This is a genomic window from Streptomyces blastmyceticus (assembly GCF_039521185.1).
Classification (GTDB): domain Bacteria; phylum Actinomycetota; class Actinomycetes; order Streptomycetales; family Streptomycetaceae; genus Streptomyces; species Streptomyces blastmyceticus.
On sequence record NZ_BAAABW010000026.1, the window covers coordinates 978133 to 991666 of the forward strand.

Genomic DNA, 13534 nt, shown 5'->3' on the forward strand with positions numbered 1-13534 from the left:
GCGCCGGTGCGCGGGCTCAGCCGGCGACCGCGCCCAGGGCCACGAAGCCGCAGACGAGGACGGACAGCAGGAGCAGCAGCGGCCAGACGAAGCGCAGGTATTTGTCGTAGCCGACCTTCGCGAGCGCGACGCCGCCCATGATGACGGCGGTGGTCGGCACCCAGAGGTTCATCACGCCGCTCGCCGCTTCCCAGGCCGTGACCACCACCGAGCGGGCGACCCCCGCGAAGTCGGCGAGCGGGGCGAGGATGGGCATCGCGAGGGTGGCGTGGCCGGACGTCGAGGGGATCAGGAACGCGAGCGGCAGGTTGACGATGTAGACCATGACCCCGAAGAGCGCCGCCGGGGTTCCAGAGACGGCACCTTCGATGGAGTGGAGGACCGTGTCGGTGATGCGCGCGTTGTTCATGATCACGGTGACGCCCCGGGCGAGGACGATGGTCAGCGCGGGGGCGATGAAGTCGCCCGCGCCCTGGACGATCTTCGCGCTCACCTGCTGCTCGCCGAGCCGGGCCAGCACGCCGATCAGCACGGCCGCGACGAGGAAGAGGGCGGCCAACTGCGCGAAGGACCAGCCGAGTTCCCATCCGTACGGGGTCGCGTCGGCCTTTCCGGTGAGCGCGCTCGCCCAGGGGATCACCGAGAAGATCATGAAGGCGAAGACCAGCGTGACCGCGCCGAGCACGGCCTTCTGCAGGCCCGTCAGCTCGGGCGGCTCCTCCGCCGCCGCTGCCAGCTCCCGGTCGCCGGGCAGGAAACCGACCAGGGAACGGCCGGGGTCGGTGCGCACCTTGTGCGCGTAGCGGATGACGTAGCCGATGGTCACGGCGGTGAGGACGATCCACATCGCGAAGCGCAGCGCGATGCCGTCGCCGAGCGAGATGTCGGCGGCCGAGGAGGCGACGCCGGTGGCGAAGGGGTTGACGGTCGAGGCCAGCACGCCGACGCCCGCGCCGAGGATGATGGTGCCGGTGGCGACCATGCGGTCGTAGCCGAGGGCCAGCATCAGCGGCACGATCAGGCCGTAGAAGCCGAGGGTCTCCTCCGCGAAGCCCTCGACCGTGCCCAGCAGCGAGAAGACCGTCATCACCCCGGCGATCAGCAGGGCGCCGCGCTCGCGCAGCCGGTGGGCGAGCCGTTCGATGCCGCGGTCCAGGGCGCCGGTGGCGAAGACGACGGTGATGAACGCGCCGATGGCCAGGACGAAGAGGAAGACTCCGGCGCTGCCGTAGAGCGCGCCGACCGCGTCCGGGGCGACCTCGCCGGTTTTGCTGTCGCGAATGCCGTAGAGGCCGTTGACGGGCGACAGGAAGAGGTCACCGAGGCGGTGGACGAAGTCCCCGGGCGCGGCCTCGCGGTGGTAGGTGCCCTGGAGGGGCTTGCCGGTGTCGTTGCGCCGGTAGGTGCCGGAGGGGATGACGAAGGTGAGGGCCCAGACGGCGAGCGTGACGATGGCGAGGACGGTGAGGGCACTGGGGAAGGTGATTTTCCTGCGGCCCGGGGCCGCGGCCGTGGGGGCAGGGCCTTGGGGTGGCTGGTCCACGGCGAAACCTCTTTCTTTGCAGGGGTTTCACCTATTTTGCTCCGAGGGTGGGGCGAGGGGGTGGCTGACGGCGGGTGTGTCCGGGGGGTTCTTCTCCCCGGCCCCGCCGAAGAGCAGGTTGAGGGCCACCGCCGTCACACAGCCGGCGCTGACCCCGGAGTCCAGGATGATCTTCAGTGTCGAGGGGATCGCCGTGTTGTCGTAGAACGTCCGGGAGACCACGGGGATCAGGCCGACACCCAGCGACGTCGCGGCGACCAGCAGGTTGTCGCCCCGGTCCAGGCCCGCCTTGAGCAGGACGTTCACCCCGCTCGCCGCCACGCTGCCGAAGAGCACGATGCCCGCGCCGCCGAGCACCGGCCGGGGCACCACCGCGATGAGCGAGGCGAAGACCGGGCTCAGCCCGAGGAGGACGAACATCAGCCCGCACGTCGCGACGACGAAGCGGCTGCGCACCCGGGTGATCGCGACCAGGCCGATGTTCTGGGCGAAGGCGCTGTTGGCGAAGCCGTTGAAGAGGGGGCTGACGGCGGTGCCGAGGGTGTCGGCGCGCAGACCGCGCGCGATGACCTTCTCGTCGGCCTCGCGCCCGACGACCTCGCCGAGCGCGAGCATGTCGGCGGTGCTCTCGGTCATGCAGACCAGCATGAGTACGCACATGCTCACGATCGCGGAGACCGCGAAGTGCGGGGCGCCGAAGTGGAAGGGGCCGGGGAAGCCGACGAGCCGGGCGTGCTCGGCGGGCGAGAAGTCGACGGCGCCGACGGGAATGGCGATCAGGGTGCCGACGACCAGGCCGAGCAGGATCGCGATCTGCTGGAGGAAGCCCTTGAGCAGTCTGCGCAGGCCGAGGACGACGGCCAGGGTCGCCCCGGCCAGGCCGAGGTCGGTGAGCGAGGCGGGCCGTTCCGGGTGCCCGTCCTGGATCCAGCCGAAGGCGACCGGCAGCAGGGTGATGCCTATCAGGGTGATGACGGTGCCGCTGACGACGGGCGGGAAGAAGCGGATGAGTTTGCAGAAGTAGGGGGCGAGGACGAAGCCTAGGACCCCGGCCACGATCACGGCCCCGTAGATGACCGGGAGGGCGTCCCGCTTGTGCGGCTGGGCGTCCGCGACGGCCAGCATGGGGGCGACGCCGGCGAAGGAGACGCCGTTGACGAACGGCAGCCGGGCCCCGACCTTCCAGAACCCGATGGTCTGGAGCAGGGTCGCGATGCCCGCCGTGAAGAGCGCGGCGCCCACCAGGAAGGTGATCTCCAGTGGGGAGAGCCCGATGTACGCGCCCAGGACGAGGGGCGGCGCGACGACCCCCGCGTAACTGGCGGCGACGTGCTGGAATCCGCCGGCTATCAGCTTTCCCGGCGGCAGCAGACGGTCGACCGGGTGGACGTCGTCACCGTCGGGTGCGGTGCTTCGCTCGGTGAACCTGGGCACTGTGGCCACGGCGGTTCCTCCTGTCGATTTTCGTGTCGCCGATGATGTGACACGGCTTCAGGGAGGCGGCGTTGCGAAGGGGGTGGGCGGTGGGGTGGGCGCCGGAAGGAAGACGGACCGGGGCGCCGTCGTGCGGGCGCCCCGGTCCGCCGCCCGTGGGCCCGGTGGGTCCACGGGCCCGGCCGAGGGCCGTCCCCCTCGGCCGAGTCTCGAAAGCGGTCGGGCCGGGCCGGAGGGCGCCGGGCCGGAGGTCAGTCCCCTGCCGCGATGCGCGCCAGGCGGCGGGCGGCGTCGCGGGCGGCACGCGCGACGGCGTCCTCGTCGACGGTCGTGAGCCGCCCGTCCTCGACCACCGCCCGCCCGTTGACCAGGCACAGGGTCACGGGCGCGGCGGCGCCGAGCACGAGGGCCGCGACCGGGTCGGCGATGGTCGAGTGGCCGAGTCCGTCGAGCTTCCAGAGCACGAGGTCGGCGAGCTTGCCCGGCTCCAGGGAGCCGATCTCCGCGGCTCTGCCGAGGACTTGGGCGCCGCCGTATGTGCCCAGGCGCAGCACCTGACGTACATTCAGGGCGGCCGGGCCGCCAGCGAGCCGGTGGATGAGCAGGGCGTTGCGCAGTTCGGTGTGCAGCTCGCCCGACTCGTTGGAGGCGGTGCCGTCGACGCCGAGGCCGACGGGGACGCCCGCCCGCAGCAGGTCGGGGACGCGGGCCGTGCCGGCCGCGATCCGGGCGTTGGAGGAGGGGCAGTGGCCGACGCCCGTGCCGGTGCGGGCGAAGGCGGCGATGTCGGTGTCGTTCATGTGGACGCAGTGGGCCATCCAGACGTCGTCGCCGAGCCAGCCGGTGGACTCGAAGTAGTCGGTGGGGCCCATGCCGAACAGCTCCTTGCAGAACTGTTCCTCCTCGACGGTCTCCGAGCCGTGGGTGTGCAGGCGCACGCCCTTGCGGCGGGCCAGCAGGGCGGCCTCGCGCAGCAGTTCGGTGGAGACGGAGAAGGGCGAGCAGGGGGCGACGCCGATCCGCAGCATCGAGTCGAAGGAGGGGTCGTGGTGGGTGTCGATGGCCTCCTCGGTCGCGATCAGCGCGGCCTCGGTGGTCTCGACCGCGAAGTCCGGGGGCAGGCCGCCGTCCGACTGCCCGCGGTCCATCGAGCCGCGGGTGGGGCTGAAGCGCACGCCCATCTCACGCGCGGCCCGGATCTCGGCACCGAGGAGGTCGCCGGAGCCGCGGGGGAAGACGTAGTGGTGGTCCATGGCGGTGGTGACGCCGCCGCGGACCATCATCGCGAGGGAGCCCCGCGCGGCGGCGTACACCATCTCCTCGTCGATACGCGCCCAGGTGGGGTAGAGGGCGACGAGCCAGTCGAAGAGGGGGGAGTTCTGGGCGAGGCCGCGGGTGAGCCACTGGTAGAAGTGGTGGTGGGTGTTGACGAGGCCGGGGGTGAGCAGGTGACCGGTGCCGTCGACGCGGCGGACGACGCCGGTGAGTCCCTCGGGCGCCGGCCCCGCGCCCACGGACTCGATCCTGTTCCCGGCGACGACGACGTGGCCGCTCGGGTGCTCGGTGTCCCGGGCGTCGACGGTGGCGACGGCGCAGTTCTCGATGACGATCCGGTCGGGGGTGCGTGGTGGGGGTGGGGGTGCGGCCACGGTGATTCCTCGCTGTCGTTTCACGGGAGGTTCACGGGAGGTTCGTCAGGTCCACCGGTATGGCGGGCTCGGCGCCCTCGCGCAGGACGGTGGCCTCGATGAGGCCGTACGGGCGGTCGGCCGCGAAGTAGACCTCGTTGTCGTTCGTGAGGCCGAACGGTTCGAGATCCGCCAGGAAGTGGTGCTTGTTGGGGAGCGAGAGGCGGATCTCGTCGATCTCGGGGCGGTGGTCGACGACCCGCGAGCCCATCTCGAAGAGCGTCTGCTGCAGGGAGTAGGAGTACGTGTCGGCGAACGCGGTCAGCAGGTGGTCCCGGGTGGCCCGGTAACTGCCGTCCCAGTCCGGGGATCTGACCGTGTCGTCGAACCGGGCGTGCCGCCAGCGGGCGTGGACCTGGGTCGCGAGGATCCGGTCATGGGTCTCCGGGAGCGTGGTGTAGCGGTCCTTGACGTAGCCGTGGAACTCGGAGTCGGTGGTGTTGAGCACGACGAGGTCCTTGAGCCCGGAGATCACCTGCCACGCGCTGCCGTCGAAGGTGACCTGCGCGGTGCGTGTCTCCTGGTTCGTACGGACGAAGGAGTGCCTGCCCTCCCCCGGGGTCTCTATGCGCTCCCAGGTGTACTCCTCCAGCCGGATGCGCGCCGTCCTGACGGCCTGTTGGCTGACGACGAAGTGCCGGGCCAGGTGGACCCCGAACGCCTCGGCCGAGGCGATGCCGCGTTCCTTGGCGAAGGCGAACACGGTGTTCTTGGTGGCGTCCGTCGTCAGGACACGGGAGTTGGATCCCGAGAGGTGGACCTCTTCCATGTCTCCGGAGAGCGCGACCGAGACGTTGAGGTCCTTGAGGTGGTGGGTGGTCCCGTCGCGGGTGACCTTCAGGACGCGGCACTCGGCTTTGCCGTACTGGTTCTGGCCAAGGATGGGCATGGGGGTCGCTAGCTCCCTCGGTATACGGAGTAGCCGAACGGATTGAGCAGCAGCGGTACGTGATAGTGCTCGCCCGGCGCGACCGCGAAGGCGATCGCCACTTCCGGGAAGAAGGCTGCGCCCTCGGCTCGTTCACGGGACAGGTAGGGCTCGACGGCGAAGAGCAGCCGTGCCTGGGTGGTGCCGGCGGGCAGCGCCGGGAAGTCCTTGCAGCGGCCGTCCGCGTCGGTCACCGAGGTGCCGGCCGGCTCCCACCGGGCGTCGCTCTTCTCCCGTGCGGACAGCTCGACGGTGACGCCCCGGGCGGGGCGGCCCGCGGTGGTGTCCAGGATGTGGGTGGACACGGTCACGGTGGTCGTCCCGCTGCTCATGGTGGTGCTCCTCCGTCGTCGGGCGCGGGCGTCGCGATCGCCTCCGGCGGCCCTTCGGCGAGCCGCGTCAGCCGGATGCGGTTGATCTTGCCGAGCTCTGTGCGCACGATCTCGCGCTCGCGTTCCGGCGTGTTGTCGATCCGGTTACGGATCGCGTCATACAGCTGTTCGGCGGTGAGTCCGGTGGCGCAGATCAGGAAGACGTGCCCGAACTTCTCCTGGTAGGCCAGGTTGTGCGCGAGCATCCGCGCCTTGAGGGCGGCGGGCGCGCCCGCCATGCCCCGCTGTTCGCGGGCGGAGGCCGGGTCGCCCGGGGCGGGGCGCCCGATGGGCGGGTGGCCGGCCATGGCCTCGGCGAGGTCCGCCGCCGTCAGAGCGGCGACAGCGGCGTCACCGGCGGCGCACAGAGCGGCGGTGTCGGAGTAGGGGCGGCGGGCGAGCAGCGCGCTCGCCCACGTCCGGCTGGCGCAGATCTCGCGGAGCACGGCGCGGGCCGCGCCGTCCGCCACCGCGTTGAACCGGGTGAGCCCCGGCGTCGAACTCGAAGTCACGGGTGCCTCCGTGGCCGCTTGTCGATGGGCGTGGAAGGGCTGCGCATAGCTAACGCCTCGAAGAACGCAGCGTCAACAGTTTGTTGAATTCCCTCGCCCGCTAATCCGCGCGGCGCTCCCCGCCCCGGGCGGAGTTCTCCCGGTTGAGGTAGTTGTAGACGGTGAAGCGGCTCACGCCCAGCGCCGAGGCGACGGTCTCCACCCCGTGCCGCACGGAGAAGGCGCCGCGCGCCTCCAGCCCCCGCACGACCGACTGCTTGGTCCTGCGGTCCAGTTCGGACAGCGGCATCCCGTGCCGCCGCTCCAGGTCGGCCAGGATGCGGTCGAGCGAGTCGGACAGGTGGGGCAGGCGTACGGCGACGATCGCGCGCCCCTCCCACGACAGCAGTACGTCGTCGCCCCGCGCGTGTTCCGGCTCGACCATCTCGCCGCCCATGGCATCGACGAGCGGGCGGACCGCGGCACGGAAGGTCTCGTCGGCGGCGCCGGTCACGAGCCGTCCTCCCCGACCACGTTGAGCTGCAAGGACACTCGGGTCGCACCGGCGCGCAGCGATGTGCGCAGCACCTCGTCCACCGCCGCCAGGACCACCTCGGCGCGGCCCTCCGCGGTGGTGCCGAACGGGCCGACGTCGACGGCGTCCAGGTCGGCGCCCTGGACGGCCTCGCGCGCCGCCACGGCGTGGGGCGGGGCCTCGTCGAGGTCGAAGGGCTCGGTCGTGAACTCCACTCGCAATCGCAGCATGCGCACACGGTAGCTCCGCCCCTCCCCTTGACAGCCTTCTCGGCACGCAGGCACGCTTCCGTTGAGCAGAATTCAAGTTCCGCAATACGGAAGTGAGTGAGACCCTCATGGGCCTTCCGGAGCTGCGCTTCGATGTGAATCTGTCGATCCTCTTCGCCGAGCTCCCCCTTCTGGAGCGACCCGCGGCGGCCGCCGCGGCGGGGTTCACGGCGGTCGAGCTGTGGTGGCCCTGGCCCGGCAGCCCCACGCCGGAGAAGCATGAACTCGACGCTCTGCGGCGGGCGTTGACCGACGCGGGCACCCGGCTCGTCGGCCTGAACTTCTACGCCGGGCACCTGCCGGGCCCCGACCGGGGCGCGCTCTCGGTCCCCGGCCCGGAGTCCGACCGCTTCCGCGCCAACCTCGATGTCGCCACGGACTTCGCGGCCTCGGTGGGGTGTACGGCGCTCAACGCCCTCTACGGCAACCGCGTCCAGGGGGTGGAGGCGCGGACGCAGGACGCGCTGGCGCTGGAGAACCTCGTGCGAGCGGCGCGTGCGGCGGACCGGGTGGGGGCGGTGCTGCTGATCGAGGCGCTCAACGCGGTGGAGTCGCCGCTGTACCCCATCACGGGTGCGGCGAGGGCGGTCGAGCTGGTCGAGGCCGTGAACGCGGCGAGCGGGCTGGGCAACGCGCGCTTCCTGATGGACCTCTACCACCTGGCGATGGGCGGTGAGGACCTGCACGCCGTCATCGACGCCTGCGCCGCCGTGACGGGTCACGTCCAGATCGCGGACGCGCCGGGGCGCGGGGCGCCGGGGTCCGGGGTGCTCGACTTCCCCGATCTGCTGGGGCACTTGGGGAAGGCGGGCTACGGGGGCTGGGTGGGGCTGGAGTACGCCGCGCCGGGCGCCGACGCCTTCGGCTGGCTGCAGAACTTCCACCGCGCCGCAGGGTGAACGACCCCGCGAGCACCCGACCCGGCCGCACACCCACAACGAAAGGAATGCTCATGCCCACCCCCCGGATCGCCTGGATAGGGCTCGGGGTCATGGGATCCCCCATGGCCGAGAACCTGCTCAAGGCCGGATATCACGTCACCGGCCACACCCTCGAGAAGCACAAGCTCGACCGGCTCGCCGCGGCCGGCGGGGTGCCCGCCGGTTCCGTTGCGGAGGCGGTGCGGGGCGCCGACGTCGTCGTCACCATGCTCCCCGCCGACCCGCACCTCGAAGCCGTCGCCCACGGCGAGAGCGGCATCCTCGCCCACGCGGGCCCCGGCACGCTGCTGATCGACATGTCGACCGTCGCGCCCGGCACCTCCGTCGCCCTGGCCGAGGCCGCCGCCGCCCGGGGCCTGCGCGTGCTCGACGCGCCCGTCTCCGGCGGTGAGGCCGGTGCCGTCGAAGGGGTCCTCTCGATCATGGTCGGCGGGGAGCGCGCCGACTTCGAGCGGGCCGAGCCGCTGTTCCGCGCGCTCGGCACCACGGTCGTGCACTGCGGGGCGCACGGCTCCGGGCAGACCGTGAAGGCCGCCAACCAGCTGGTCGTCGCCGTCAACATCCAGGTCTGCGCGGAGGCGGTCGTCTTCCTGGAGAAGTCCGGCGTGGATCTCGCCGCGGCGCTGGACGTACTGGCGGGCGGGCTCGCCGGTTCGGCCGTGCTGGAGCGCAAGCGGCACAACTTCCTCGCCCACGACTTCGCGCCCGGCTTCCGCATCGACCTGCACCACAAGGACATGGGCATCGTCACCGACGCCGCCCGCGCCGTCGGCGCCGCCCTCCCGCTCGGCGCCGTGGCCGCGACCCTCGTCGCCGCGGCGCGCGCGCAAGGCGACGGCGGTCTGGACCACTCCGCCCTCCTGCGCGGCGTCGAGCGGCTGTCGGGGGTGGCCTCGTGAGGGGGGCGGCACGCGTGCCCGCCATGGAGGCAGCCGTACGGATCATGAAGGACGAGGGCGTCGACATCGCGTTCGGCTGCCCCGGCGCCGCGATCCTGCCGCTGTACAAGGCGATGGAAACGGTGGGCGGCATCGAGCATCTGATCGTCCGTCACGAGGAGGGCGCGACGCACATGGCCGACGGCTGGGCCCGTACGAACGGCCGCGTCGGCGTCGCCCTCGCCACCTCGGGGCCGGGCGCCACCAACCTCGTCACCGGGCTCTACACCGCGCACGCCGACTCCGTGCCCATGGTGTGCGTCACCGGGCAGGCCGTGTCGGCAAAGCTGCACCAGGAGGCGTTCCAGGCGGTCGACATCGTGGAGATCGTCCGGCCGGTCACCAAGTGGGCCGTGCAGATCAAGGAAGCCGCGCAGATCCCCTGGGCGTTCCGGGAGGCGTTCCGCGTCGCACGCACGGGCCGTCCCGGGCCGGTGCTGATCGACATCCCGCTCGACATCGCGCGGCGGGAGATCCGATACGACCCCGCGCTCGACGCCCGGCTGCCGGTCGCCGCCGTGCCCCCGCACCCGCCCCGCGTCGAGGCCGCCCTGGACCTGCTGCTGGCCGCCGAGCGGCCGCTGGTGCTGGCGGGCGGCGGGGTGATCCTCGCCGAGGCGTCGGCCGCGCTGCGGGAGCTGGTGGAATACCTGCGGGTGCCGTTCCAGGTCACCCTGATGGGCAAGGGCGCCGTCGAGGACGACCACGAGCTGCACATGGGCACGACCGGCATCCAGACCTCCCAGCGGTACGCCAACGCCTCCTTCCTGGAAGCGGACTTCGTGCTCGCCGTCGGCGCCCGCTTCGGCGACCGGCACACCGGCGCGGACCTCGGCGTCTACCGCGGCGACCGGACGTTCGTCCACGTGGACATCGAACCCGCCCAGCTGGGCAAGGTCTTCGAACCGGACCTCGGCATCGTCTCCGACGCCGGGCTGTTCCTGGCCGCCCTGCTGGACGCGGCGCGGGCACGCGGCGCGCGGCCCGCCGTCGGGCCGTGGGTGGAGCGCTGCCGCGAGCTCAAGCGGACGCTGGTGCGCCGGGAGGACTTCGCCACCACACCGGTCAAGGCGCCCAGGGTCTACAAGGAGATCAACGAGATCTTCGGGCCCGACACCTATTTCGTCACCGCCATCGGCCTCTACCAGATCTGGGGCGGCCAGCACCAGAAGTCCCATCTGCCGCGCCGCTACCAGGTGTGCGGCCAGGCGGGCCCGCTGGGCTGGGAGATCCCGGCGGCGATCGGCGTCAAGAAGGCGCTCCAGGGCCTGGGCAGGGGCGACACCGAGGTCGTCGGCATCGTGGGCGACTACGGCTTCCAGTACATGGCCGAGGAGCTGGCGGTCGCCGCGCAGTACGACGTCCCGTTCGTACTGATCATGCTGAACAACGAGTACCTGGGCCTGATCCGCCAGGCGTCGATCGGCTACGGCATGAACTACCAGGTCGACATCCACTACGACGAGACGGGCACGGACAACGTCAAGCTGATGGAGGCATACGGCTGTTCGGGCCGCCGCGTCGTGGACCCGGGCGACATCCGCACGGCCGTCGAGTGGGCCCGCAAGGAGGCGGTGTCGACGTCGCGTCCGGTGCTGGTGGAGATCTTCATCGAGCGCGAGGCGAACACGCCGCACGGTCCGGACATCGACTCCGTGCGGGAGTTCGAGGCCCCTTACTGAACGGGGCTCCGCCCCGGACCACGAACCGCGCTGACGCGCGGTGTCCTCAATCGCCGGACGGGCTTGATTTGCCGCACGTAATTGCCGCCCTGCAACACATCCAAGCCCGGCCGGCGATTGAGACCGCCCGCCGCAGGCGCGGCGGACCCGCACCTGGCAACGGACACGCGCCCCAGCACAGGAGCGCCCTTCCCCATTCGCGCCCCCGGCGCCCCCGCATCGGGGACGATGGGCCCGTACTCACACCTACGGACCCGTTGCTGGAGCCGAGAAAATGGCCAAGAGCGTGCCGGTTCACTGCCCGACGTGCCGTCGGGAGCACTCCTTCACCCCGCCCACCTTCCCCTGCGCGTGCGGCGCCCCGCTCACCCTGCCCGTACTCGCGGACGCCACACCCGAGTTACTGGTGCACCGCACCTGGCGCGACTCCTGGGTGGCGGTCCGCTGCCCCGCATGCGACCGTCAGGACCAGTGGCCCCGGCCGGAGTTCGGCTGTTCCTGCGGCACGGTGGTGCGGCTGCCCGTCGAGCCCGCGCGCGGACCGGCCGAGGGGAAGCCACAGGCGCTGCGGCCCGCGTTCCGTCCGGTGGCCATCCGCACCGCCGAGGACGCGGTCGTGGCGGCCGAGCGGTATCTGACCTGGCTGGGGTTCACGGCCGTGACCCGGCCCGGTGACCCTGTCGAGTCGGGGGTCGACCTGCGGGCCGAGGGCCTGGTCGCCCGGATCGACCCCACCACCCTGCCCACGTCGCTGCGGGCGGTGGAATGCCTGTGGCTGCACGGCCTGACGGACTGCGCCACCGGCGCGTTCTTCTCTCTCGCGGGGTACGAGCGGGACGCCCGCTCGCGCGCCGACGAGCTGAGACTTCCGCTGTTCGTCATGGATCTGACGGGCACTCCGCAACCCCTGAACGGCCCCGCCGACGAGCTGGTCGAGCAGGGGCCGGCCTGACCACGCGGGACCGGGCCCACACCTCCAACCTCAATTCTTCCTCTGAACCGGAGCCCCGGCGTGGCACATCGGCCGCCTCCGGGCGCAGACTTGGCTCGGGCCCGCGAAGCGGACGGGGGATCGCGGGCCCCTCCAGCCGTCCTCAGCTCGCGCGGGCGGCGGTCAACAGGCTCGTCGTGGCCCGCTCCCTCAGCTCCACCTTGCGGACCTTGCCGCTGACCGTCATGGGGAAGGACTCCAGGATCCACAGATGGCGCGGGATCTTGTAGTGCGCGAGACGGCCCCGGCAGAAGCGGGCGAGCTCGTCGCGGCTGAGGGTCGCGGCGGGGTCGCGGAGGACGACGCAGGCCATGACCTCCTCGCCGTACTTCTCGTCCGGGACCCCGATGACCTGCACGTCGGAGATCTTGGGGTGGGAGTAGAGGAACTCCTCGATCTCCCTCGGGTAGACGTTCTCCCCACCCCTGATGATCATGTCCTTGATGCGGCCGACGATGCGCACGTATCCGTCCTCGTCCATCACCGCGAGGTCACCGGTGTGCATCCAGCCCTCGGCGTCGACGGCCTCGGCGGAGCGCTCGGGCTCCTCCCAGTAGCCGAGCATCACGGAATAGCCGCGGGTGCACAGCTCGCCGGCCTCGCCGCGCGCGAGCGTGGCGCCGGTGTCCTGGTCGACGATCTTCACCTGAAGGTGCGGCAGGACCCGGCCCACGGTCCCCGTGCGGCGCTCCACCTCGTCGTCCGCCCGGGTCTGGGTGGACACCGGTGAGGTCTCCGTCATGCCGTAGCAGATGGCCACCTCGGACATGTGCATCTCCGTCATGACCCGCTTCATCACCTCCTCCGGGCACGGCGAACCGGCCATGATGCCGGTGCGCAGCGAGGAGAGGTCGTAGGTGGCGAAGTCGGGGAGGTTCAGCTCGGCGATGAACATGGTGGGGACGCCGTAGAGCGAGGTGCAGCGTTCCCGTTCGACCGCGTGCAGGGTGGCGACGGGGTCGAAGGAGGGGGCCGGGACGACGATGCAGGAGCCGTGGGTGGTGACGGCGAGATTGCCCATGACCATGCCGAAGCAGTGGTAGAAGGGCACGGGCAGGGCGACCCGGTCGGCCTCGGTGTAGCCGAGCAACTCCCCCACGAAATAGCCGTTGTTGAGGATGCTGTGGTGGGAGAGCGTGGCGCCCTTGGGGAAGCCCGTGGTGCCGGAGGTGTACTGGATGTTCACCGGGTCGTAGCAGCTGAGCTGCGCCTCCCGCTCGGCGAGCCGCTCGGGCCGCACCCCCTCGCCGAGGCTCAGGAGCCCGTCCCAGGTGGGGTCGTCGATGTAGACGACGTCGCGCAGCGCCGGGCACTCGGCGCGGACCTGCTCCACCATGCGGCGGTAGTCGCTGGTCTTGTGCTCGACGGAGGCGACGAGCACGCCGATGCCGGCCTGCCGGAGCACGAAGCCCAGTTCGTGGACGCGGTAGGCGGGGTTGATGTTGACCATGATGGCGCCGACCCGGGCGGCGGCGTACTGCACCATCACCCACTCCGGGCAGTTGACCGCCCAGAGCCCGACCCGGTCGCCCTTCGCCACCCCCTTGGCCAGCAGCCCGAGCGCGACCTCCTCGACGGCCCGGCCGAACTCCGCATAGGTCCAGCGGCGGCCGCTGGGGACGTCGACGAGCGCCTCGCGGTCCCCGAAGCGTTCGATGGTGAAGGCCAGATCGGCGCCGATGGTGTCGTCGATCATCGGGATGGAGGTGCTGCCGGCCGCGTA

Annotated in this window: 13 protein-coding genes; 4 read left to right on the plus strand and 9 right to left on the minus strand. The window is 71.6% G+C overall.

What is annotated here, in order from left to right:
• Positions 1 to 16: 16 nt before the first annotated feature.
• From ABD269_RS26700 to ABD269_RS26735, 8 genes are all read right to left on the minus strand, one after another.
• Positions 17 to 1543 carry a YfcC family protein gene (locus ABD269_RS26700; protein WP_344121795.1) on the minus strand — a complete coding sequence of 509 codons (1527 nt, stop codon included), beginning with the start codon at positions 1541 to 1543 and terminating at the stop codon, positions 17 to 19.
• A 27-nt stretch (positions 1544 to 1570) separates the two neighbouring features.
• A complete protein-coding gene (locus ABD269_RS26705) occupies positions 1571 to 2986 on the minus strand; it encodes a nucleobase:cation symporter-2 family protein (protein WP_344121797.1) in 1416 nt (471 codons plus the stop codon).
• 242 nt (positions 2987 to 3228) lie between these two features.
• On the minus strand, positions 3229 to 4626 hold the full coding sequence (locus ABD269_RS26710; protein ID WP_344121799.1) for an 8-oxoguanine deaminase: 1398 nt from the start codon (positions 4624 to 4626) through the stop codon (positions 3229 to 3231).
• Positions 4627 to 4657: 31 nt separating this feature from the next.
• Positions 4658 to 5554, minus strand: coding sequence for a factor-independent urate hydroxylase (gene pucL, locus ABD269_RS26715; protein ID WP_344121801.1), 897 nt, complete (start codon positions 5552 to 5554; stop codon positions 4658 to 4660).
• Between the two features lie 8 nt (positions 5555 to 5562).
• Positions 5563 to 5925: a hydroxyisourate hydrolase gene (gene uraH / locus ABD269_RS26720; RefSeq protein WP_344121803.1), complete on the minus strand. Its 363-nt coding sequence runs from the start codon at positions 5923 to 5925 to the stop codon at positions 5563 to 5565.
• Positions 5922 to 6476 carry a 2-oxo-4-hydroxy-4-carboxy-5-ureidoimidazoline decarboxylase gene (gene uraD, locus ABD269_RS26725; RefSeq protein ID WP_344121805.1) on the minus strand — a complete coding sequence of 185 codons (555 nt, stop codon included), beginning with the start codon at positions 6474 to 6476 and terminating at the stop codon, positions 5922 to 5924. The genes uraH and uraD overlap by 4 nt, the downstream gene beginning before the upstream one ends.
• Before the next feature lie 100 nt (positions 6477 to 6576).
• A complete protein-coding gene (locus ABD269_RS26730; protein WP_344121808.1) occupies positions 6577 to 6969 on the minus strand; it encodes a helix-turn-helix domain-containing protein in 393 nt (130 codons plus the stop codon).
• Positions 6966 to 7217 (minus strand): thiamine-binding protein, encoded by a 252-nt coding sequence (locus ABD269_RS26735; protein ID WP_116216015.1) that lies wholly within the window; start codon positions 7215 to 7217, stop codon positions 6966 to 6968. The genes ABD269_RS26730 and ABD269_RS26735 overlap by 4 nt, the downstream gene beginning before the upstream one ends.
• A 110-nt stretch (positions 7218 to 7327) precedes the next feature.
• Here ABD269_RS26735 and ABD269_RS26740 point away from each other — a divergent pair, with 110 nt between their 5' ends.
• The 4 genes from ABD269_RS26740 to ABD269_RS26755 all read left to right on the plus strand — a co-directional run bounded on the left by ABD269_RS26740 (position 7328) and on the right by ABD269_RS26755 (position 11772).
• Positions 7328 to 8158, plus strand: coding sequence for a TIM barrel protein (locus ABD269_RS26740; protein WP_344122096.1), 831 nt, complete (start codon positions 7328 to 7330; stop codon positions 8156 to 8158).
• Positions 8159 to 8211: 53 nt separating this feature from the next.
• Positions 8212 to 9099, plus strand: coding sequence for a 2-hydroxy-3-oxopropionate reductase (locus ABD269_RS26745; protein WP_301891540.1), 888 nt, complete (start codon positions 8212 to 8214; stop codon positions 9097 to 9099).
• Between the two features lie 14 nt (positions 9100 to 9113).
• On the plus strand, positions 9114 to 10820 hold the full coding sequence (gene gcl, locus ABD269_RS26750) for a glyoxylate carboligase (RefSeq protein ID WP_344121810.1): 1707 nt from the start codon (positions 9114 to 9116) through the stop codon (positions 10818 to 10820).
• Positions 10821 to 11094: 274 nt separating this feature from the next.
• Positions 11095 to 11772, plus strand: a complete 678-nt coding sequence (locus ABD269_RS26755) for a hypothetical protein (protein WP_344121812.1) — start codon at positions 11095 to 11097, stop codon at positions 11770 to 11772.
• Between the two features lie 142 nt (positions 11773 to 11914).
• Here ABD269_RS26755 and ABD269_RS26760 read toward each other — a convergent pair whose 3' ends face one another.
• Positions 11915 to 13507, minus strand: coding sequence for an AMP-binding protein (locus tag ABD269_RS26760; RefSeq protein ID WP_344122098.1), 1593 nt, complete (start codon positions 13505 to 13507; stop codon positions 11915 to 11917).
• Between the last annotated feature and the right edge of the window lie 27 nt (positions 13508 to 13534).